Source organism: Streptomyces cacaoi (genome assembly GCF_006539165.1).
In the GTDB taxonomy this organism is placed as follows: Bacteria; Actinomycetota; Actinomycetes; order Streptomycetales; family Streptomycetaceae; genus Streptomyces; species Streptomyces cacaoi.
The window spans coordinates 1-21,819 of sequence record NZ_BJMM01000009.1 but is presented as its reverse complement, the minus strand read 5'-3'; the positions used below and the strand labels follow the sequence as shown (position 1 = coordinate 21,819).

20 protein-coding genes are annotated in these 21,819 nt (G+C 74.4%); 10 read left to right on the top strand and 10 right to left on the bottom strand.

Going from position 1 to position 21,819, the window contains the following annotated elements; genetic code table 11:
* The first annotated feature begins 387 nt into the window (after positions 1-387).
* A complete protein-coding gene (locus SCA03_RS11210; RefSeq protein ID WP_086814805.1) occupies positions 388-1,986 on the top strand; it encodes a class I adenylate-forming enzyme family protein in 1,599 nt (532 codons plus the stop codon).
* 36 nt (positions 1,987-2,022) lie between these two features.
* Here the strand turns inward: SCA03_RS11210 and SCA03_RS11205 are convergent, their stop codons facing one another.
* The 9 genes from SCA03_RS11205 to SCA03_RS11165 form a co-directional block, all read right to left on the bottom strand.
* Positions 2,023-2,505: a GNAT family N-acetyltransferase gene (locus tag SCA03_RS11205; protein ID WP_086814804.1), complete on the bottom strand. Its 483-nt coding sequence runs from the start codon at positions 2,503-2,505 to the stop codon at positions 2,023-2,025.
* Positions 2,506-2,582: 77 nt separating this feature from the next.
* Entirely contained in the window at positions 2,583-4,178 is a 1,596-nt protein-coding gene (locus tag SCA03_RS11200) for an AMP-binding protein (protein WP_086814803.1), read from the bottom strand.
* A 96-nt stretch (positions 4,179-4,274) separates the two neighbouring features.
* Positions 4,275-5,171, bottom strand: coding sequence for a cyclase family protein (locus SCA03_RS11195; protein ID WP_030881057.1), 897 nt, complete (start codon positions 5,169-5,171; stop codon positions 4,275-4,277).
* Between the two features lie 255 nt (positions 5,172-5,426).
* Positions 5,427-6,176 carry a FadR/GntR family transcriptional regulator gene (locus SCA03_RS11190; protein ID WP_086814802.1) on the bottom strand — a complete coding sequence of 250 codons (750 nt, stop codon included), beginning with the start codon at positions 6,174-6,176 and terminating at the stop codon, positions 5,427-5,429.
* A 201-nt stretch (positions 6,177-6,377) separates the two neighbouring features.
* Entirely contained in the window at positions 6,378-7,445 is a 1,068-nt protein-coding gene (locus SCA03_RS11185) for a TIGR03617 family F420-dependent LLM class oxidoreductase (protein ID WP_174864491.1), read from the bottom strand.
* Between the two features lie 204 nt (positions 7,446-7,649).
* On the bottom strand, positions 7,650-9,125 hold the full coding sequence (locus SCA03_RS11180) for a DHA2 family efflux MFS transporter permease subunit (protein WP_086814801.1): 1,476 nt from the start codon (positions 9,123-9,125) through the stop codon (positions 7,650-7,652).
* A gap of 18 nt (positions 9,126-9,143) precedes the next feature.
* Positions 9,144-10,349 (bottom strand): cytochrome P450, encoded by a 1,206-nt coding sequence (locus SCA03_RS11175; protein WP_086814800.1) that lies wholly within the window; start codon positions 10,347-10,349, stop codon positions 9,144-9,146.
* A 91-nt stretch (positions 10,350-10,440) separates the two neighbouring features.
* On the bottom strand, positions 10,441-11,166 hold the full coding sequence (locus SCA03_RS11170) for a tRNA-dependent cyclodipeptide synthase (protein WP_086814799.1): 726 nt from the start codon (positions 11,164-11,166) through the stop codon (positions 10,441-10,443).
* 388 nt (positions 11,167-11,554) lie between these two features.
* Positions 11,555-12,361, bottom strand: coding sequence for a helix-turn-helix domain-containing protein (locus SCA03_RS11165; protein WP_086814798.1), 807 nt, complete (start codon positions 12,359-12,361; stop codon positions 11,555-11,557).
* Between the two features lie 182 nt (positions 12,362-12,543).
* Here SCA03_RS11165 and SCA03_RS11160 point away from each other — a divergent pair, with 182 nt between their 5' ends.
* Positions 12,544-13,410: an oxidoreductase gene (locus tag SCA03_RS11160; protein ID WP_051846171.1), complete on the top strand. Its 867-nt coding sequence runs from the start codon at positions 12,544-12,546 to the stop codon at positions 13,408-13,410.
* Entirely contained in the window at positions 13,407-14,066 is a 660-nt protein-coding gene (locus tag SCA03_RS11155; protein WP_030888008.1) for an SDR family NAD(P)-dependent oxidoreductase, read from the top strand. Before SCA03_RS11160 ends, SCA03_RS11155 begins: the two co-directional genes overlap by 4 nt.
* Before the next feature lie 27 nt (positions 14,067-14,093).
* Here SCA03_RS11155 and SCA03_RS11150 read toward each other — a convergent pair whose 3' ends face one another.
* The gene (locus SCA03_RS11150; RefSeq protein ID WP_086814797.1) at positions 14,094-16,076 is read right to left on the bottom strand and encodes a heavy metal translocating P-type ATPase; all 1,983 of its coding nucleotides are present in this window, start codon (positions 16,074-16,076) and stop codon (positions 14,094-14,096) included.
* A 95-nt stretch (positions 16,077-16,171) separates the two neighbouring features.
* On the opposite strand from SCA03_RS11150, the gene SCA03_RS11145 reads away from it, so the two are divergent.
* The 7 genes from SCA03_RS11145 to SCA03_RS11115 all read left to right on the top strand — a co-directional run bounded on the left by SCA03_RS11145 (position 16,172) and on the right by SCA03_RS11115 (position 21,741).
* Positions 16,172-16,561 carry an ArsR/SmtB family transcription factor gene (locus SCA03_RS11145; RefSeq protein ID WP_030881034.1) on the top strand — a complete coding sequence of 130 codons (390 nt, stop codon included), beginning with the start codon at positions 16,172-16,174 and terminating at the stop codon, positions 16,559-16,561.
* 79 nt (positions 16,562-16,640) lie between these two features.
* Positions 16,641-17,306, top strand: coding sequence for a trimeric intracellular cation channel family protein (locus SCA03_RS11140; RefSeq protein ID WP_086814796.1), 666 nt, complete (start codon positions 16,641-16,643; stop codon positions 17,304-17,306).
* A 90-nt stretch (positions 17,307-17,396) separates the two neighbouring features.
* Complete coding sequence (locus tag SCA03_RS11135; protein WP_086814795.1) at positions 17,397-18,026, top strand: TetR/AcrR family transcriptional regulator; 630 nt, start codon at positions 17,397-17,399, stop codon at positions 18,024-18,026.
* A 21-nt stretch (positions 18,027-18,047) separates the two neighbouring features.
* Positions 18,048-18,539, top strand: a complete 492-nt coding sequence (locus SCA03_RS11130; protein ID WP_030881025.1) for a nitroreductase family deazaflavin-dependent oxidoreductase — start codon at positions 18,048-18,050, stop codon at positions 18,537-18,539.
* Between the two features lie 162 nt (positions 18,540-18,701).
* Entirely contained in the window at positions 18,702-19,466 is a 765-nt protein-coding gene (locus tag SCA03_RS11125; protein WP_086814794.1) for a HEAT repeat domain-containing protein, read from the top strand.
* A gap of 53 nt (positions 19,467-19,519) precedes the next feature.
* Complete coding sequence (locus SCA03_RS11120) at positions 19,520-20,656, top strand: HEAT repeat domain-containing protein (RefSeq protein ID WP_086814793.1); 1,137 nt, start codon at positions 19,520-19,522, stop codon at positions 20,654-20,656.
* Between the two features lie 206 nt (positions 20,657-20,862).
* Positions 20,863-21,741: a maleylpyruvate isomerase family mycothiol-dependent enzyme gene (locus SCA03_RS11115; protein WP_086814810.1), complete on the top strand. Its 879-nt coding sequence runs from the start codon at positions 20,863-20,865 to the stop codon at positions 21,739-21,741.
* The last annotated feature ends 78 nt before the right edge of the window (positions 21,742-21,819 follow it).

The window sequence follows — 21,819 nt, the reverse complement described above, 5'->3', positions numbered from 1 at the left end:
TCTCGGGTCGCTCCCGTGCAGGAGAGCGAGAGGTTCATTTTTGAAAAGAGTACACTTTATTCGATCGCCTACAAGGGCCTCCGCCTGCCCGGCGGCACCCCGGCTCCCCCACCCTGCGCCACCCGCCGCCCGCCGAACACCTCGTGTCCCACAGGCCGGAAGGGTCCGCACACCGACCGCGCCCGCCGACCGGTCACCCCGCGGCTCTCCGAAGAGAAGGGCGTCCACTCAATGAGCAGATGCTTGCACTCAATTCCCGTGCGAGCCGCTAATCTGCCGAGGGCTCCCCGCCCGGAGCGCACCGGCCGACGACCACCTGACGACCACCCGAGGACCGACTGACGACCGACCGACCGACGAGCAGTTGACGAGCAAGGGAGCACCCTCGTGGCCGACGCACTGACACTGCCGGACTGGCTGCGCACGACCGGCGCCCAACCGCACGGAGCACACCGCCGCGCCCTGCGCGACGACTCCGGCGAACTGACCTTCGCCGGGCTGGCGGACGCGATGGACACCGTCGCCACCGGGCTGCGGGACGCCGGACTGGAGCCCGGCGACCGCGTCGTGACCGCCATGGAACCATCGATACCGCACACCGTGGTGATCCTCGGCGCCCTCGCCGCCGGACTGGTGGCCGCACCGCTCAACGCCCGGCTGACCGGGACGGAGGCCCGCTCCTACCTCACCGCGCTGCGCCCGCGCCTCGTGGTCGCCGACCCCGCCCACGCGCCCCTCGCACACGAGACGGGCCACCGCGTCGTCGAACTCCCCGCCGCCGCCGAACCCGCGCCCGTCGCACACCGGACGGCGCCGCTCAGCGGCGACCGCCGCCCCCTGCCGCCCCTGGCGGAGGACGACCTCGCCGTCGTCTTCGCGACCGGCGGCACGACCGGGACCCCCAAGGGCGCCTACCACACCCACCGGAGCCTGTGGCTGTGGCTGAACACCTGCGCGCACGGCAACCCGCGCACCCCGGCCGACATCGAGCTGTTCTTCTCGCCCTTCTTCCACATCACGCTCGGCACGAACCTGCTGGCCCCGCTCCTCGCCGGCGGCGAGGTGTGGATCCAGCGGCGGTTCGACGCCGGTGCGGCCCTCGCCGCCATCGACGAGGGCGCCAGCCGGCTGATGGGCGCCCCGACGATGTTCACCGCGCTGCGCGCACACCCGTCCTTCGCCACCGCCCGCCGCGAGAACGTGACGGCCATCCGCTTCGGCTCCGCCCCGTCCACGGACGGCTTCGTACGCGGTCTGCTGCACGACTTCCCCCGGGCGAGGATCCGTGCCGGGTTCGGCGCCACCGAGTTCGGCTCCGTCCTGGGCTTCGACCACGAGGACCTGCTGGCGGGCCGGTTCACCGGGGTGGGCCGGCCGCTGCCCGGCGCCAGAGTCCGCATCCTCGGCGCGGACGGGAACGAGGTGCCCGCCGGGGCCGTCGGCGATCTGGTGATCGACTGCCCCTGGCGGACCCGCGGTTACTACGGGCTGCCGGAGGAGACCCGGGAGACGTTCCGCGCCGACGGTGTGCACATCGGTGACCGCGCCTCCCGCACGGAGGACGGCTGGGTGTTCATCGCCGGCCGGAAGAAGGAGATGATCACCAGCGGCGGCGAGAACGTCTACCCCAGGGAGGTGGAGGAGGTCGTCCTGAGCCATCCGCACGTCGCCGACGCCGTGGTCTACGGGCTGCCCGACGAGCGCTGGGGCGAACGGGTCGAGGTCGCCGTCGTGGCGGCCGGGGGCACGACGGTCGAGCTGGCCGAACTGCGCGCCTTCTGCCGGACGGACCTGGCCGGCTACAAGATCCCCAAAACGCTCCGGCTCCTCGACGCGATCCCGCTCACCGCCAACAACAAGCCCGACCGCCGCGCGGTACGCGCCGCGGCCCTGGCCGACCTGCCGCAGCGGACGGACCCGGCCGGTACCCGCGCGGCACCCGGCACGTCCACCGCTGCCCGTACGGCCGAAGGCCCCGGCGCGTGACGGCCCGACTCCCCTGCCCCTGACGCCCGTTCGACGTCACCGAGGCCCGCCCGCACCGGCCCGCGCCCCCGCGGGGACGGCGAACCGCAGCTCCGGGCGCTCCCAGGTGATCTTCGGCGGCGACGGGGCGACGGTGCCCACGCGCTCCGCGCCCATCCGCCGGTAGAACTCCTCCGCCGGCGGATGGGCCACCACACGCACGCTCGTCAGCCCGGCCTCCCCGGCCTGGCCGACCATGTGCTCGATCAGCTGCCGTCCGATGCCCAGCCCCTGCGCGTCGTCCGCGACGAACGCGAGGTCCAGCTCCGGCGGTTCCAGTACGAGGGAGTAGAAGCCCCGTATCCGCTCGCTCCCGTCGACGGCCGCGAACACCCGGTGCCGGGCGAGGTACTCCGCCGTGACCCGGTGGCCCGAGACGATCGAGGCGTACCGCCCCCGGTAGGCACCGGACTGCCGGATCAGCGAGGTGAGGCACTCGGCGTCCCGTGCGACGGCACGCCTGATCGTCGTGGACTGCATGGGTCCGAGTATAGGAGCACTCACCGGGTGCACCCATTACACCCCGGCTCGGCGGCCGTCAGCCGGCCGTCCGGCCGCTATGCCTCCGGCCCTGTGACCGGCTGGTCCAGTGCGAGGTGGGCGGCCGCCTCGCGCAGCCGGCTCTTCTGGATCTTCCCCGTCGAGGTCTTGGGCAGCTCGCCGAAGACGATGCGACGGGGCGCCTTGAAGCCCGCGAGGCGTTCCCGTACGAACGCGACCAGTTCGCGCTCGCCGGGCGGGACGGCCGTGCGCGGCACGACGTAGGCCACGGGCACCTCGCCCCACCGCGGATGCGGCGCGCCGACGACGGCGGCCTCCAGCACCGCCGGGTGTTCCGCGAGCGCGCTCTCCACCTCGACGCAGGTGATGTTCTCGCCGCCGGAGATGATGAGGTCCTTGGCCCGGTCCCGCAGCTCGACGTAGCCGTCCGGGTGCAGGACGCCCAGGTCGCCGGTCCTGAACCAGCCGTCGGCGGTGGTGGCCGCTGCGGTCGCCTCCTCGTCGCGGTAGTAGCCGAGCATCACGTCGTTGCCGCGCAGCAGGATCTCGCCGAGCGTCTCGCCGTCGGCCGGCACGTCGGCGCCGTCGGGCCCGGCCACACGCAGCGGTTCGGCGACGACGTTGGCGATGCCCTGGCGCGCCATCAGCGGTGCCCGCTGCTCGGCCGGCAGCTCGCGCCACTCGGGCTTCGGCTCGCACACGACGGCCGGCCCGAACGTCTCGGTGAGCCCGTAGAGATGGCTCACCTCGATACCGAGCGCGGCGGTACGCGCCAGCAGCGACGGCCACGGCGGCGCGCCCCCGGCGAACACCCGCACCGGCCGGGACAGCGGTACCCGGGCCGCGGGGTCCTCGGCCAGCATGGCCAGCACGGTGGGCGCGGCGCAGAAGTGGGTGACGCCGTCGCGGCGGAGGGCCCGCCAGATCTCCGGAGGGCTCACCCCGCGCAGACAGTGGTGCACGGCACCGGCCGCCGTCACCGCCCACGGGAAGCACCAGCCGTTGGTGTGGAACATCGGCAGCGTCCACAGATACCGGGACGAGGTGTCCAGCTTGGCGTGGTACGCCATCGCCAGCGCCTGGAGGTAGGCGCCGCGGTGGTGGTACATCACGCCCTTGGGCCGGCCGGTCGTCCCGCTGGTGTAGTTGATCGACAGCAGGGACCGCTCGTCGGCGACCTCCACCGCGTGCTCGTCGGCGCCGGCGAGCAACGACTCGTACGCGTCCTCGGGTTCTCCGCCCGCTTCGATCACCCGCGGCCGGGCCGCGCACCTGCCCAGCGTCTCGGTGAGCGCGCCGCCGCACGCGGCGTCCACGAGCACCAGCCGGGCGCCGGAGTGCTCCAGGATGTAGCCGATCTCCGCGGGGGCCAGCCGGGTGTTGAGCGCGACCAGTACCGCGCCGGCCAGCGGTACCCCGTAGTGCGCCTCCAGCAGCACATGGGTGTTGGGCGCGAGGACGGCCACCCGGTCGCCCGGCCGCACGCCGTGCCCGGCCAGCACACCGGCCAGTCTCCGGGCCCGCGACCAGAGTTCGGCGTACGAGTAGCGCAGCGCGCCGTCGACGACCGCGGGCCGGTCGGCGTACACCTTGGCGGCGCGCGCGGCGAACGCCACCGGTGTCAGTGCGGAGAAGGCCATCCCGTGGTGCATCGCGCCCCCGTCTCCCGTGTCCGTCCGCTGTCCGTCCGCTGTCCGTCGGCCGTCCGTTCGTGCCGGCCGGCTGTCCGCCGGTGCTGCTCCGCCCGGTCACGCCACGGCGATCGGGCGGATCGGGGAGCCCGTGCCGCCGCGGATCGTCAACGGGAGGGCCACGAAGAGGAATGCGGCGATCCCGTCGGCCGCGAGGCCCTCGCAGTCGACCCATTCCATGATGTGGATGCCCTGTTCGTGGAGCAGATACAGATGCACCGGGAGCTGGTTGCCGGGCACGGCCGACGGCCGGACCTCGAACGACATGGTGTCGGCGCCCACGTACCGCGCGCCCTGCGCGACGAGCCACCGCGCCCCGTCCAGCCCGACGCCGCTGCCGCCGCTGCGCTCCCGGATCCGCTCCATGTCGGGCCAGAACCGCATCTGGCCGGTGCGTACCAGCACGATGTCGCCGTCGTGGACGACGACGCCGGCGGCGTCCGCCGCCTGCCGCAGATGCTCCTCGCCCACGGCGAAGTGCGGTGGCAGGACGTCGGTTCCGAGGGCCGCGGGTATGTCGAGCAGTACGCCGCGGCCGACGACGGGTGCCAGCTGCGCGGCGTCGTCGCGTTCGGCGCCGTGGTCGCCCAGCGCGTCGCCGGCCCGGACGCCGCCGTGCCACTCGTCGTACGCGCCGCAGGTCACATGGCACAGTGCGTCGATATGGGTGCCGGTGTGCAGGCTGCCCGACATCAGCTCGGAGACATAGCCCATCTGGACCTGGTTCTCCTCGGGTTCGTCGAACGGGAAGCGTTCGGAGACCCGTTCGCCGTGCGGGGAGTTGTAGGTGACGACCTCGAAGCGCGGATAGCCGTCGAAGGTGGGCATGTGCCGCCACCAGCCGGAGGAGAGATCGTAGACGGCGCCCCTGGCGGGGAGACCGAGGTGGTGCAGAAGACCGTCCGGGGCGTACGGGCCGTGGGGCGGCCGGGTCTGCCGGGTCTGTGAGGTCATGAGGACGTCCCTTTCAGGAGTCGCGGTGAGCGCCCCGGCGTTCGCCGGTGTTGCCGTCGATCGGATGACGCCGGCTCAGCGGCAGCTCAACACCAATTCAGTGTACTCATTACCCGACCGCACGCCCAGGGCTGTGCAGCGCCGAAGCACCTCACACCAGCAGGGGAAGACTCACCGAACCGATCGGAGGAGCAACACCCGGCAAAGAGTGCCCTCTTGAGGTCCGCGGCTGCCGGGCCCGGCCCCTAGGGGGAGCTACTCGGACGCCTCGTCGGGCAACAGCTCCGCGATGGCCTGGAGATGGCGCCGCATCCGGTGCTGCGCCAGCGGGGCGTCACCGGCGACGATGGCCGCCACGATCGCCCGGTGCGCCTCATGGGACCGCTCGGCGGCCTCGCGGCCCCCCTCCTCCGGGGGCCCGCCCGCCTCCCACTCCTCCTGCACCATGTCCTGATCGAGCTGCGCGAGCACCTCGACGAAGAGCAACACGGCCGGATTCCCGGCCAGTTCGGCGATCACGCTGTGCAGGTTCCGCGCGTGCCCGAGCGTCACGCCCTGCTCCATGAGCCGCTGCTCGGTGTCGAGCGCCTCCGTCAGCCGGGCGATGCCGGACTCGGTCAGCCGCTCCGTCGCCGTGGCGACCCCCGCCAGCTCCAGGGCCGTCCGCGTCTCCAGCAACTGGCGGCGGCTGACGGCCGCGTGCCGGAGATAGACCCGGGCGGCGTCCCGGACGATGCCCGGGTCCGGTTCGGTGACGACGAGGCCGCCGCCCGGCCCGCGCCGCATACGCGCCATCTGGTGGCGCTCGACGAGCCGCACGGCCTCGCGGAAGACGGCACGGCTCACGCCGTAGCGCTCGATCAGCTCCCGCTCGGACCCGAGGACCGCCCCGGCAGGCAGCCCCTCCTTCACGATGTCCTTCTCGATCAGCCCCGCCACCGTCTCGGCGAGCCGCCGGCTCCCCTGCCCCGCGGGCGCGGAGGCGCTCTTCCGGTCGCTTGTCATGGGCGGGCTCTGTCCTGTCCGGGGAGGCGCGTTGCTCTCGGCAGTCCGGGGCCGCTCCCGGCCGCCCTCGGCAACTGTCCCGATAGAGAGCACTCTTTACCCGGCCCAGTATAGGCGGCCGGGGGTCCGCCGCGATCCGGCCCTCGGACCGGGCCGGATCAGTCCCCTCATCCCCCGGGGACGGCGTCGGGCGGCGGCCGTTCAGCCGTCGGCGCGGACGCCGTCGAGGACGTCCAGCGCGAGCGCCGGATCCGCGCCGTCCGCGAGCGACACCGACACCCGGTGGTAGACGCCGGTGCAGCGCTCCCGGACCCGGCGGCCCGCCTCGGCGGGGTCCTCCGCGACCACGGCGAAGGCGTTCAGCACCTCGTCGTCGATCAGCCGCCCCATCTCCGGCCAGCGCCCCTGCCGCGCGAGCGTGCCCAACTCGCCCTGGAGCGCGCCCCATCCGTGATGCTCCAGCACCGGCCGGTACGCCGGGGTCGAGCCGTAGAAGGCGAGGCGCGCACGGATGCCCGCGAGGCTGTGCCGGTACTCCTCCTCGGTGCGGCCGGTCACCGTGAACACGGTGCCGACGCGTTCGAAGGGCCGGGCGGACGGGCCCGTCCACGGCATCCCGTCGGCCTCCGCGGCGGCGCGGGCCGCCAGCACGCCGGGCGCGACCCGTTCGGTGACGTACGGGACGGTATTGAACGGATGGCAGATCACACCGTCGCCGACCGCCCCCGCCGTGGCCGCCATCCGCGCTCCGACGGCCGCGACGAGGACGCGGGGCGCGCCGTGCTCCAGCGGCCCCGGGTCGAACGCCGGGTTCATCAGCGTGTGGGTGTAGAACTCGCCCCGGAAGTCGAGCTCTTCACCGGTCTGCCAGCTGTGCCAGATGGTGCGGACGGCGGTGACGAACTCCCGCATCCGGGCGGCCCGGCTCGACCACGGCATGGAGAACCGCCGGGTGATGTGCGCCTTCACCTGCGAGCCCAGGCCGATCACGGCCCGGCCCCCGGAGAGCTGCTGGAGCGTCCAGGCGCTGGAGGCGAGGGTCATGGGCGTACGTGCGAAGGCGACGGCCACGCCGGTGGCCACCTCGACGGTCTCTGTGCGGGAGGCGGCGACGGCCAGCGGGGGAAAGGGGTCCTGGGCGGTCTCCGGCACGAGGATCCTGTCCACGCCGCGCCGTTCGGCGGCCACGGCCGTCTCGGCCACCCGCGGCGTCGTCCCCAGCCCGAGGTCCCGCCGGAGCGGCGGTACGGCGTGCGGAGCAGTGGTCATCCGGTTCCCTCCGGTTCCCGCACCCGGCGGGGTGCTCGACGGCTGCCGGCCTCCACACATACGGCGCCGGGCGGGGGCGGTGCCGCCCCGGATCCCGGTCGGTGGGAGGGACCGTCCGCCGGGCACGGCCTGCCGGGCGGCTCCGAACGGCCGGCCGCGCCGGCTCCCCGGGGAACGCGACCGGGGAGCCGGCGGCCGGTGCGGTCAGTGCGCCGGGGCGGACGCCGTGGTGGGCGCGGGGCGCCGGAAGAGGCAGGCCAGGGCGATACCGAGGGACGAGATGAGGGCGCCGAGGAGGAACGCGGCCCGGGCGCCCGCGGCTCCGGCCGCCGCCGGGCCCAGTCCGTCGCCGAGCCCGGCGGCGCGGGCCCGCGACATGACGCTGATGTACAGGGCGGTGGCGAGGGCGGCGACGAGGGGTTGCAGCGTGCTCAACGTCGCACTGCCGTACGGGTGGAGGGACGGGGGCAGGGATCCCATGGCGGCCGACATCGCCGCACCCGTGATGCAGATGACGCCGGTGTTGACCGCCAGATAGACGGCAGCGACGGTGGGCAGCGACACCTCGTGCCCGGCGAGCACTCCGAGACCGGCGAGCGAGGCGGTGAGCACCCCGCTGCCGCTCAGCAGCAGGGGGCGGGGGCCGAACCGGTCGCAGAGGCGGCCCACGGGCGGCGCGAGAAGGGCCAGGGCGAGGCCCCCCGGCAGCAGCAGGAGCCCGGCCGTGCGGGTGCTGACGCCGAGCGACTCCTGGAGATGGAGCGGCAGCAGCATCATCGAGCCGGCCTGCCCCAGCACGCTCAGGCTCAGCAGTGCCGTGGCGAGCGCGAACGGGCGGCGGGCGAAGGGGCGCAGGTTCAACAGCGGGCTGTGGCCGCGTCGTTCGCGGGCGACCTGCCGTGCGACGAACGCGGCCAGCGCGACCGCGCCGACCGCCACCAGGAGCCACGGCGGAGCGACGGCGTGGCCCTCGCCGAGCGCGGCCGCCCCGTGCACCAGACCGCCGAAGGCGAGGGCGCACAGGGGGATCGACCAGCCGTCGAGCCCGACCCGCTCCGGGGCGTCGTGGTCGCGGAGCTTCGCGGCGCCGAGCACGAGGGCCGCGAGCCCGACCGGCAGCAGCACCAGGAAGATGCCGCGCCAGCCGAGCGCGTCGACGATGAGCCCGGACAACGGCGGGCCCACGGCGGGGGCGAAGCTCACCGCGATCGTGGCGAGTCCCAGGTACTGGCCCAGCCGGGCGGCGGGCACGATCCGGGCGATGGTCGTCGTCAGCAGCGGCAGCATCACGGCCGTGCCGCACGCCTGTGTCACCCGTGCGGCCATCAGCACCTCGAACCCCGGGGCCAGCAGGGCCAGCAGGGTGCCGGCGGCGAACGCGCCGGTTCCGGCGAGGAAGACCGTACGGGAGCCGAGGCGTTGGAGCAGGAAGCCGGTCGTGGGCGCCACGATCGCCATGACGAGGGTGAACCCGGTCGTCAGCCACTGGGCGGTGGACGCGGTGAGATGGAGGTCGGCCATCAGCCGGGGCAGCGCCGTGCTCATGATCGTCTCGTTGAGGATCATGGTGAATGTGGCGGTCACCAGGACGGCCAGGAGCAGCGCCCGGTCCCTGGACAGCCGAGCGGGGGCGGACACCTCCGCCGTCGCGGGCTGCCCGGCAGGGGGTTTCGTCGACATGGTTCTCCTCGGGGCGGTTCACCAGGTGGCGGGAAGCGCCCGCGGACGGCGGAAGAAGAGCCCTTCGTGCCAGCGGATCTCCTCGGGGGCGACGGCGAGCCGCAGCCCGGGGTGGCACGCCACGGCGCGCACCGTCGCCTCGATGAGGCAGCGGGCCAGCCGGTTGCCGGGGCAGGTGTGACGGCCGCGGCCGAACCCGAAGTGCATCGGTCCCTCGCGTCCCGGCCGGAAGCGGTCCGGGTCCTCGAAGGCGTCCGGGTCGCGGTTGACGGCCTCGAAGGAGACCATCACCACCTCCCCGGCCCCGATCCGCACTCCGTCGAGCTCCAGGTCCTCGGTGGCCATCCGCTTGGCCGCGCCGGTGGCGAGGGGGGTGTGCCGCAGCAGTTCCTCCACGGCGGAGGGGACCCGGTCCGGGTGCGTGTGCAGTTCCTGGACGCTCTCGGGGTGCCGCAGCAGGGTGATCAGCGCGCCGCACAGGAATCCGGACGAGGTCGGGAAGCCGGCGACGACGAGGAGTTCGGCGGCCTCGGCCAGCGCCTCGTCGCTGAGGGGTCCCGCGGGGGTGGGTGCTTCGGCGATGTGCTTGAGCAGGTGCTCGCCCGGCCCGGCGGCCAGTCGTCGCGCATGCTCCAGGAAGAACCGGTGCATCTCGGTGAAGGCGCGCACCTGTTCCTCGTGTGTGGCTCCGCAGAACCGCAGTCCGGTGTCGGCCCAGCCCACGAGCCGGGCTCGTTCGTCGGATGTCAGCTCTCCCAGCAGGGTGCGGGAGACCACCGCCGAGGAGAGCGGCTCGGCGAACTCGCGCGCGAGGTCGAACGTCCCCTCGCGGTCGACCAGTTCACCGATCAGCGTCTCGGCGTACTCGTGGATCCACTTCTGGTGGCGGCGGACGGCGCGGGGGCCGAGCCCGTCGGCGAGTACGGACCGCAGCCCGGCCTCGCGGAGCATCGCGATGGCGTCGCCCCGGGTGCCGGGCGCCCGCAGCTCGACCGGTTCCTGGCGGGGCGCGCCGGACGCCTGTGCGGCCTCCGAGCTGAACCGCGAGTCCTCCAGGAGCTTGACGGCGGTGGCGTAACGGGTCACGAGCCAGAGCGGGTCGCCGGTGCCCTCCGAGACGACGGGGCAGACCGGGGCGTCACTCGCCCGCAACTGCGCGTAGCGCGGGGAGAGTTCCTGGCTCCAGTCGTGGAAGGGGTAGGTCAGCGTGGCGGTGGTGGTCACGGCGTGGGCTCCTTCGTGGGCGGCGGGGACGGCTCCGCGCCCGCCGGAGGCCGGGCGCGGAGCCGTGGTGCAGGGGCGTCGGCGTGCCGCGTCAGCGTTCGGCCGCCCGGTCCCGCAGCAGGATGAGGCCCTGGTGGGAGGGCGCGCGCAGCGGGCCGTCGCCGGTGTAGAGCAGTCCGGCGAACGGCACCGGCATGTGGTAGTTCACCAGCGAGGAGGGGACGCCGAGGATGCTCGGGGTGTCGATGAAGAAGGGCATCTCGTCGATCAGATAGTCCAGCGCGAGGTGGGGGCCCGGGGCCGGGACGGCCGCGGATCCCGTGCCCTCGCCGGTCTGCTCCGCGACGGGCACGGCCCGCGAGGTCGTCCGTTGGCAGACGTCGAAGACCTGCTCGTCGGAGGCGAGCGCTTCCCGCACCCGCCGGTGCAGCTTCTCGTAGGCGGGCAGCAGGGCCAGCTCGGACAGCAGATGGGTGCGCTGCTCGTGCTCGGGGATGCCGCTGCGCTCCCAGGCACGCCGGATCCGCCGCCGCACGCTGGAGATCTCGGTGCGTGCCTTCTTGTGCGCCACCTGTTCCGAGTAGCCCTGGGCGCGGTAGTTGGCCGCCAGGGAACGGTCGGGGACGATGACGTCGATCCGCCGGAACGTGGCGTGTGCCCAGGTCAGTATCCGGGTGAGGGTGGGAATCCCGAAGTAGCTGTTCCCCGGACTGACCCCGATCAGCAGGTGATCGGCCGCTTCGAGCAGCCGCTCGCAGTTGGGGCTGTACGGCTCGACGATGTGGTCGCCGGCCACCGCAGCGAGGGAAGTGTTCACGAAACTCCCTTGGAATCGCGGAGGGTTGTCCGCATCGGAGGAGAGGAGTGGGACAGCAAGGCGCCGCGGGCGTCAGCCCTGCCCGTACACATACGCAACGTGACCGGGAGGGGGTGCGCCGGGGCCGGTGCGCCGCGGGGTTCCGTGGCGGTTCCGCCGCGCCTCGGCACGCTGAGGCAGCATCAAATCGGCACCTCGGGAGGGAAATTGGAGAGCGGGGCCGGGCCCCGCGAACGCGTCCCACCTTGGCCCACGCGCAGCCGACTCTCCACAGTTGATCAGCATGATTCGCTACATTGGGTGGTCAACGCACAAGGAGGCGGGGCCGGTTCGGTCCGTGGCCGCCCGCCGGGCCCGCTCCACGGCTCTCAGGTGCTCGGGGACGCTCTCAGATGAGACCGCGCAGGGCTTCGTCGTCCGGGCTGCCGGGCCGGGCGAAGTACACATACAGGACGTGCCCCTCGGGGCCGGTGAGCGCGAAGGTCTCGAACCGGAGCCGGAGGACGCCGACGCCGTCGACGCGCAGCTGCTTCTCACCCGTCGTGCGCTCGTACACGTCGTGGGAGTCCCACAGGGACCGGAACGTCCCGCTGTGCTCACGCAGTTCCGCCACCAGAGCGTCGAGTTCGCCGGGGCGTGCGGCGGCGGTGGTGCGCAGACCGGCGACGGCCTGGAGGGCGATCGCGTCCCACTCCGGGTACACCGTGCGGGCACGCGGATCGAGGAAGGTGAAGCGGACGAGGTTGTGCCCCGGGCTCCACGCGGGGTTGACCCGGGCGGCGAGCGCGGTGCCGGCCAGCACGTCCCGGCCGGGGCCGACGACGAAGGCGGGCAGATCGGCCCACCTCTCCAGCAGGTGCAGCACCCCGGGCCGCACGGTGCGGACGGCCTCCGGGTCGTCCTCCGCAGGGGCCAGCGAGGGCATCGCCAGGGACCACAGATAGGCGCGCTCGGTGTCGTCCAGGCGCAGCACCTGGGCCAGCGCCTGGAGGATCTCGCGGGAGGGGCGCCGGTCGCGGCCCTGCTCGATCCGGGCGTAGTAGGAGGGGCTGAGCCCGGCGAGCAGGGCCAGTTCCTCGCGGCGCAGGCCCTTCACCCGCCGCCGGGTGTGGCCGACGACGCCGGCGGAGGCGGCGTCGACCTTCTCCCTGCGGCTGCGCAGGTAGGAACCGAGCTGATTGTCGTCGTGTGCCATCCGGTCACACGGTACTGCGCACCGCCGTGCCCTCCGCGGCGGTCCCCCGGCGAGGCAGGCCCTGCGAGGGCCACCCTCAGCAGGGTGTGGCACGTCCCCCGGACCGGAACTGTCATGGAGGCATGCACAACGACCGGCACAGCGACCAGCACAACGACATGCACAGCGACGCGCACGACGAGATGCAGCACGACGTGCGCCACGGCAGGAACGGGGCACGCACCTGGCTGATCACCGGCTGTTCCCAGGGGCTGGGCCGCGCCCTGGCCGCACACGCACTGGAGCGGGGCGACCGCGTCGCCGTCACCGCCCGGGACCGCGCGGCGGTGCGCGATCTCGCCGCCGCGCACGGTGACCGCGCACTGGCTCTGCGCCTGGACGTCACCGACCCGGCGTCGGTGACGGCCGCTGTCCACGCGTGCGAGCAGACCTTCGGGCACATCGACGTCCTGGTCAACAACGCCGGCTACGGCTATCTGGCCGCCGTCGAGGAGGGCGAGGACGCGGCGGTCCGCGCGCTGTACGACACCAACGTGCACGGCGTGGTGACGGTCCTGAAGGCCGCGCTGCCCGGTATGCGGGCGCGCCGCTCGGGACACGTCGTCAACATCTCCTCCTTCGGCGGCCTGGCCGCCTTCCCCGCGACCGGCCACTACCACGCCACGAAGTTCGCCCTGGAGGGGCTGTCGGAGTCGCTGGCCGCCGAACTCGCCCCGCTGGGCATCGCGGTGACGATCGCCGAGCCGGGCGGTCTGCGCACCCAGTGGGCGGGCACGTCCATGCGGCAGTCGCCGGTACGCCTGGACGACTACGAGCAGACCGCCGGCAAGCGCCGCGACGCCACACTCGCCGTCTCCGGCCGGCAGCCCGGCGATCCGGACCGCGCCGCCGCGGCCCTCGCCACGGCCGTGGACAGCGACGCGCCGCCGCTGCGGCTGCTGCTCGGCTCCGACGCGCTCGCCGGTGCCCGCGCCCGGCTGGAGCGGCTGCGCGAGGAGATCGACGCCCACGAGGCGCTGACGGTGAGCGTCGACGGGGCGGCGCGGTGAGCGGCGCGGGCGCGTTCGTCGTGGTCGGCGCCGGGCCCGGCCTGGGCGCCGCGGCGGCCCGGCGGTTCGGCCGCGCGGGACATCCGGTCGGGCTGATCGCACGCGACACCGACCGCCTGGCGGGCCTCGCCGCCGCGTCGGCCTCCGAGGGTCTCACCACGGCGGCCGAAGCCGCGGACGTCACCGACGAGGAGGCGCTCACCGGGGCGCTGGCCGCACTGCGCGAGCGGCTCGGCCCGATCGAGGCGGTGCTGTTCAGCCCCCGGCCGGACCTGGGCTGGATCAGGCCCGTCCTGGAGACCGCGCCGTCCGACGTGCGGAGCGCGCTGGCGCTGAGCGTGGTGGCCGCCGCCACGGTCGTCCGCGCGGTCGTGCCGGACATGCGCCGCCGGGGCCGCGGCACCCTGCTGTTCACCACGGGCGGCGCCGCCGTCGAACCGCACCGCGACCGTGCGGTGTCGGGCGTGGCCTACGCGGCCGAGTCGGCCTACACGCGCATGCTCCACGACGCGCTCGCCGACGGCGGCGTGCACGTCGCGCAGCTGACGATCGTCGGCCCCGTCGGCCCCGGCGCCCGGCACGAACCGGACGACGTGGCAGGGGAGTTGTGGCGGCTGCACACCGGACGCGAACAACCGCTCGTCGTCCTGCGGTGAGGGTCCGGCGCGGCGGGTCGGGTCCGTCTACGCGGCGTCCCGGGCGGGCCGGGGCCAGGCGGCCTCGCGCAGCAGGCGCAGGCCGTTGAGGACGACGAGGACGGTGGAGCCCTCGTGCCCGGCGACGCCCAGGGGCAGCGGCAGCGTGCCGATGAGGTCCCAGGCGGCCAGGACGGTCAGGAACGTCCCGGCGACGACCAGGTTCTGCACGACCAGGCGGCGGGCGGTGCGCGAGAGCTGCACGAGCGAGGGAATGGTGGCCAGTTCGTCGCGGACGACGACGGCGTCGGCGGTCTCCAGGGCGAGATCGGAGCCCGCCGTGCCCATCGCGATCCCCGCGTGCGCGGCGGCCAGCGCGGGTGCGTCGTTGACGCCGTCGCCGACGACCAGCATCCGCCGCCCTCGGGCCTGCGCCTCCTCGACGAAGGCGGCCTTGTCCTCGGGCAGCATCCCGGCGCGCACCTCGGTGACCCCGGCCTCGGCGGCCAACTGCCGTGCGGCGCGCTCGTTGTCGCCGGTCAGCAGCACCGGGGGGCGGCCGGTCAGCCGGCCGAGTGCGGCGACGGTGGCCGCGGCGTCCGGCCGCAGCCGGTCGGTCAGGCCGAGCACCCCGACGGGCGCCCCGTCCCGCAGCACGAGCACCGCGGTGCGCCCGGCGTCCTCCAACGCGGCCACCACCGCGTGCTGCGGCGCGCGGGCGGCGGGCGCGGGCAGCCGGCCGGGCGCACCGACCCGCACGGTGCGGCCGTCGACGGTGGCGGTGACGCCCTGCCCGGGGACGGCGGTGAAGTCGGCGGCGTCGGCGAGGGGCAGGCCGCGGTCGCGGGCGGCGGCCACCACGGCGCGGGCGAGCGGGTGTTCGCTGAGGTGCTCGGCGGACGCCGCCAGCGCCAGGAGCGCGTCGTCGTCCAGGCCGCTGCCGGGCAGCGGGCGCACATCGGTGACGTGCGGTGCGCCTTCGGTGAGGGTGCCCGTCTTGTCCAGGGCGACGGCGTCGACACGGCCGAGGCGTTCCATGACGACGGCGGACTTGGCGAGCACGCCGCGGCGCCCGGCGTTGGCGATGGCGGCCAGCAGCGGCGGCATGGTGGAGAGCACGACCGCGCACGGCGAGGCGACGATCATGAACGTCATGGCCCGCAGCAGCGCCGGTCGCAGCGCGTCGCCGAAGGCCAGCGGCACGGCGAAGACGGCGAGGGTCGCGACGACCATGCCGACCGAGTAGCGCTGTTCGACCTTCTCGATGAACAGCTGGGTGGGCGCCTTGGTCGCGCGGGCCTCCTCGACCCGCCGCACGATACGGGCGATCACCGAGTCCGCCGGGTCCCGCCCGACGCGTACGCGCAGCGCCCCGGCGCCGTTGACGGTGCCGGCGAACACCTCGTCGCCGGGCAGTTTGGCCACCGGCAGCGGCTCGCCGGTGATGGTGGCCTGGTCGACGTCGCTCGCCCCGTCGACCACCCGGCCGTCGGCACCGATCCGCTCGCCGGGCCGGACCAGCACGGTGTCCCCCACGGCGAGTCGGTCGGTGCCGACGCGTTCCTCGGTGCCGTCCGGCAGGATCCGGGCGGCGGTGGCCGGGGCGAGGTCGAGCAGGCCGCGCACGGAGTCCGCCGTGCGGGCGGTGGCGACGGCCTCCAGGGCGCCGGAGGTGGCGAAGATGACGATCAGCAGCGCGCCGTCGAGCACCTGGCCGATGGCGGCGGCCCCGAGCGCGGCGACGACCATCAGCAGATCCACGTCCAGCGTCTTCTCCCGCAGGGCCTTCAGCCCTTCGAGGCCCGGCTCCCAGCCGCCGGCGACGTAGACGGCGGCGAACAGCGGCCCGCTCAACCACACCGGCCCGTCCAGCAGTTGGACGGGCAGCGCGGCGAGGAACAGCAGCAGGGCCGCGAGCGCCCACCGGGCCTCGGGGAGGGCCAGGACGCGGGTGCGGCGCGGCGGCGGGGCGGCCGGGCGCGGCCCGTCGGCGGGCGGCGCCGCCCGTTGGTCGAGGACGGAAGAAGACATGGCAGGACACCCCTTCGCGGGTGGGACGAGGGCAACGGCCCCACTATAGAGGAATACCTGAACAGGTCTTCAGGTGTCGTCGGTATGATGGACGCATGGGCCACGGACGCGACACCACCAGCGGCGCCACCAGCCGCGAACGCCTCGACGCTGTCGGCACGGCGGATGTCGCCGCCACCCTCCAGGCCCTCGCCACCCCCTCCCGGCTGCACATCCTGGCCCGCCTCCAGGAAGGACCCTGCGCCGTCGGCGATCTCGCCGAGGCCGTCGGCATGGAAGCCTCCGCCTGCTCCCACCAACTGCGGCTGCTGCGCAACCTCGGCCTGGTCACCGGCGAACGCCACGGACGCTCGATCGTCTACGCCCTCTACGACAACCACGTCGCCGAACTCCTCGAACAGGCCCTCTACCACGTGGAACATCTGCGTCTCGGCCTGCGCGACACCCCCGCGCACGAAGCGGCCCCGGCCTCCGCCGGGCGCTGACGGCCCCGGGCCCCGGCCGCCCCGGCGCCCACCGGACGCCCGCATCCGGGCGCATCCCCACGAAGGGGACAATGAGCCGGTGACCACGACGGCTCATCTGACCGACCTGCTGCGCGCGCTCGATCTGACCGGCGTCTTCGCCAACGCGGTGCTGGGCGGCGTGATCGCCCGCGCCGAACGCTTCGACCTGGTCGGGTTCGTGGGCCTGGCGATCCTGCCCGGGCTCGGCGGCGGGCTGATCCGCGACACACTGCTCCAGCACGGGACGCCGATCGCGCTGACCGACTACACCTACCTGCTCACCGCCGTGGGCGGCGCGGCCCTCGTGTTCGTCCTGCGCGTCGAGGGAAAGCTGTGGGACCGGCTCTTCCCCCTCCTCGACGCCCTCGCCCTCGGCTGCTGGGCCGCGGCAGGCGCGCAGAAGACCCTCGCGCTGGGCCTCGGCTGGCTGCCCGCCGTCCTGCTGGGCGTCATCACCGCCGTCGGGGGCGGCTTCGTCCGCGACATCGTCATACGGCGCGCGCCGCGCATCTTCGGCGGCAACACCCTCTACGCGACCTGCGCGTTGGTGGCCGGCGGCGTGATGGCCGGGCTGGAGCGCGCGGGCCACCCCATGGCCGGCTCGATCAGCGCGACCTTCGTGGGGGCCGCGCTCGTCCTGCTCGCACGCCACCGGGGCTGGCAGCTCCCGACGAGCCCCGGCTGGCGCCCGGCCCTGCGGAGACGACCGCCGGACGAGCCGTAGACACGAGCGGAAACGGGAGCGGAGGCACCCGAGGACGTCCGGCCGAGCGGGCGCCTTGACGCGAGTGAATGTTTGTTTACCCTACTAAACATGCGTTCACTCCCCGACGACCGGACAGCGCGCGCGAAGATCCGTGACGAGGCGCTGCGGCTGTTCGCCGAGCGCGGCCCCGACGCCGTCACCGTCCGCGACATCGCGGCGGCCGCCGGCGTCTCCGCCGCGCTCGTCATCCGGCACTACAAGTCCAAGGACGGGTTGCGCGAGGCGGTCGACGCGCACGTGGCCGACGTCTTCGAAGCGATGCTGACGCGGGTCGTGCGGGAGGAGGGGGACAGCAGCGCGCTGGACCCGACACGCCTGCCCAGCCTGGCCGAGGCGATGGCGGAGTTCCTGCCGGCCGACTCCCCCGTCCCCGGCTATCTCGGCCGGCTCCTGCTGGCCCCCGGGTCGGTGGGCACCGCGCTGTTCCGCCGGCTGCACACGGCGAGCAAGGACGCGCTGGCCACGCTGGTGCAGGCCGGCGCCGCCGACGCCGGAGCCGACCCCGAGGTGCGTGCGGCGGTCCTGCTGGTCAACGACCTCGCCGTGCTGATGCTGCGCCACCAGCTGCGCGAGGTGCTCGGCGTCGACCCCCTCTCCGGCGACGGCCTGGAGCGCTGGGCCGGCGAGACGCTGTCGATCTACCGCACCGGGCTGAGCGGCGGCCCGGACCACACCTGACATCCGCACCAGGAGAGACCCATGTCCCAGCCCCCCGCACCCTCCGGCGCGATCGCCCGGCACGGCTCCCGCATCCTGCGCACCCGCTGGCTGATGCGCGCCCCCATCCACCTGTACCGGGCCAGGCTCGGCTTCCTGTTCGGGTCGCGGACGCTGATGCTGGAACACACCGGGCGGAAGACCGGCGCCCGGCGTCATGTCGTCCTGGAGGTCATCGACCATCCGACGCCGGACGTCTACGTGGTGACCTCCGGCTTCGGCGACCGGGCCCAGTGGTTCCGCAACATCCGGGCCGACCCCCGCGTCCGCGTCGCCGTCGGACGGCACGGCCCGGCGGCGGCCACCGCACGCCTGCTCCCGCAGGACGAGGCCGACGAGGCCCTCGCCCACTACGTCTCCCGGCACCCCCGCGCGTGGCAGCGGTTCAAGTCCATCCTGGAGACGACGCTCGGCGCCCCGGTCACCGAGCGGAACACCCCGTTGCCCATGGTCGGGCTCCACCTCGAACACTGAGCGGGTGCCTCCCGGCTCGCCGAAGGGCCGGGCGCTCCTCGGACGAGGCCGGGCGCTCCTCGAAGCGGGACAGGCGGGGGCGCGAGGTGCGTGCGTGTGCGGGTCCGCGTTGACCTTGACACGGTGACAAGGGCTTCACTGCGGGCCGAGGAGGTGGTCTCGATGGCAAGGCCGTGGCAGAACACACAGCAGCACACACAACAGCACGCACAGCAGCACACGCAGGACGCACCCGGCCCGCGGCACGCGGCGCCCCAGGAGCGGGGCACCCCGGACGCGGCGGAGCGGCGGGCGCTCGACGGGCTGGAGGACGGCCGGGTGTCCGTGCGGCTGAGCGCCGCGCTGACGCTCGGCACGACGCCGGAGCCGCACCACGTCGACACACTCATCGCACGGTGCGCGGTCGAACCCGAGTTCTTCGTCCGGGACATGCTGACCTGGGCGCTCACCCGCCACCCGGCATCCAGGACGCTCCCCGGGCTGCTCCGCGCAGTCCGCGAGGGGCACACCCGGGCACGCAGCCAGGCGCTGCACACCCTGTCCAAGATCGGGGACCGGCAGGCATGGCCGGCGATCACCCGCGCACTGCTGTGCGACGCCGACGACGAGGTGGCACGGAGCGCCTGGCGGGCCGCGGTCGTCCTCGTACCGGAAGGCGAGGAGCCCGCACTGGCCGCGACGTTGGCGACCCGGCTCGGGCGCGGGGGACGGAAGACGCAGTTGAGCCTCAGCCGGGCGCTGGTCGCGCTGGGTGCGGCGGCCCTGCCCGCGCTGCGGTCAGCGGCGGCGCTCCCCGACGCACGGGTACGGGCCCACGCCCTCGCCACCCAGTGGCTGCTGCGCGACCCGGACGCGGGCTTCGAGCCGGCGATCGAGGAGGCGAAACGGATCGTGGCCCTCGGCGGGCACGAGCATCAGGAGAAGTGAAGTCCAGCCGGTTCGGGGACGGCCGGGGGAGCCGAGAGGGAAGGTGAGGGCGTGTGTTGATCGGTGAGGTGGCGCGGCGGTCGGGGGTCAGCGCACGCATGCTCCGGCACTACGAGGCGCTCGGCCTGGTGCGCCCCTCGGGCCGTACGGGCTCCGGCTACCGGGAGTACTCCGGGGCGGACATCCGGCGGATCTTCCACGTCGAGAGCCTGCGCTCGCTGGGCCTGTCGCTACGGGAGATCCGCCGCGCGCTGGACGAGCCCGGCTGCACGCCCTCGGCGCTGGTCGGCGACCTCATCCGGCAGACCCGTGAACGCCTCGCGGCCGAGACCGAGTTGCTCACCCGGCTGCGCCGCATCGACGCCGTGGACCCGGCCGGCTGGGAGGACGTCCTCCGGATCGTCGCGCTCCTCCAGGCCCTCGGCTCCCCCAGCCCCGGCGCCCGCCAGCACGCGGCCCTGCTCTCGGCGTCCTCGGCGGGCCCGTCGTCCTCGGCGGCCCCTTCGGCGTCGGCGGCCCCTTCGTCGTCGGCGGCGTCGTCTGCGTCCTCGGCTTCCCCGGCTCCCCCGGCATCTCCGGCGTCCCCGGCCGACGAGGTTCCGGTGGAGGTTCCGGTGCCGGTGGACGCCCTGGTCGAGGCGGTGTTGAACGAGACGGAGCCGAATGTCGCCGGGGCGCTGCGGTGGGCGCTGGCGCGGTCGGGCGACGGTGCTCCTGCCCTGCTGGCCGAGGGCCTCGACTCCCCCGCTGCCGCCGTGCGGGAGCGCGCCGTCCGCGCCCTCGCCGAACTGCCCGGCCCCGAGGCCACCGCCCAATTGCGCCGGGCCCTGGCACACCCCGACGCCGTGGTCCGCGCGTGTGCGGCGCTGGAACTGGGAGCACGCGGAGCGCCCGAGGCCGTGCCGACGCTCATCGACATGATCGTGGAGGGAACGCAGGACACCGACGCGGCCGACGCGCTGAGCGTGCCGGCGAGCGACCCGGCGACGGCGGAACGGATCGTGGCCCGGCTCCTCGACCGTCTCGCCCACGGCGCCGCAGCTCCGCCCGTCCGCAGCCGGCTCGCCCAGGCACTGGCCGCCGTGCCCGGCCCGACGGCGACCCGGGCGCTGGTCGGGCTGACCCACGACGAGCACCGCACGGTCGCCCTGACCGCGACCTACCTCCTCCGGGAACGGACCCCGGACTGACCGAGGTCCGAGCACTCCCCGGCCCCCGCTCCGCCCGGGTCCGCGGGCGGCCGAGCCGGGACGGGTTCCTGCGCTGCCACACACCTTGAGCATGCGGGCGCTCACAGTCGGGCTGCCAGTCTTCGGAGCGGGGGCGGAACCGCGTGCGGCGGCTGCCCGCCCGATACGGCGTGGCCGGTTCCGGCCCCGGCTGGCAGGCTTCGGCCATGAGTTCCAAGGCCCCCGGTGCGCCCGGCACTTCCTGGCTGGGCGAGCCGATCGACGCGCGTCCGCTCTTCCGCCCGGAGCTGGAGGCCCTGCTCGGCACGCTGCGCGGTCTGCGGCCCGCGGACTGGCGTGCGCCGGCGCTTCCGCGCTGGTCCGTGCACGACGTCGCCGTCCACCTCCTCGGCGACTGCTACGGGCGGCTCGGGCAGGCACCGGACGGATACCGGCGGGTCTTCGCGCCCGGGGGGACGCTGGAGGCGTTCATCCACCGCACCAACCAGGAGTGGGTCGATCTCCACGCCGAGGACAGCCCCGCCTCGCTCGTCGACGCCCTGGAGGCGGCCGGGACACGGCTCGCCCGGCACTTCGCCGCCACCGATCCACAGGCGCCGGCGCTGGGGGTCTCGTGGGCGGGGGTCGACCCGGCGCCCGGTTGGCTGGACACCGCCCGGGAGTTCACCGAGCACTGGACGCACCGGCAGCAGATCCGCCACGCGCTCGGCCGGGGAACCGACCCGGAACCGCGCGCCCTGTCCACCGTCCTGGACACCTTCATGCGGGCGCTGCCGCACACCCTGCGGCACACGCCCGCGCCGGAGGGGACGCAGATCGAGGTGAGCGTGGAGGGGCCGGCCGGCGGCACGTGGACCGTCACCGCCGGCGCCGCTGTCACCGCGGGAACGGACGGCACGGACGGCTGGTCGCCGGCCGCACCGCCGGACGGGCGCCCGGCCGCGTCCGTGCGGCTGACGGCGGAGACCGCCTGGCGCCTGTGCACCCGCGGCATCGACCCGGCGACGGCCCTCGCCCGGGCCGGGATCCGAGGAGAGCGCCGACTCGCGGAGGCCGTCTGCGAGATCGTGTCCATCGTCCATTGACGAGGCCCGGACCGGGCACGGAAGCGGCCGGACTCCCCGCGAGAGATCCCGGACACGACGGCGGGCCCCCGGACAGCC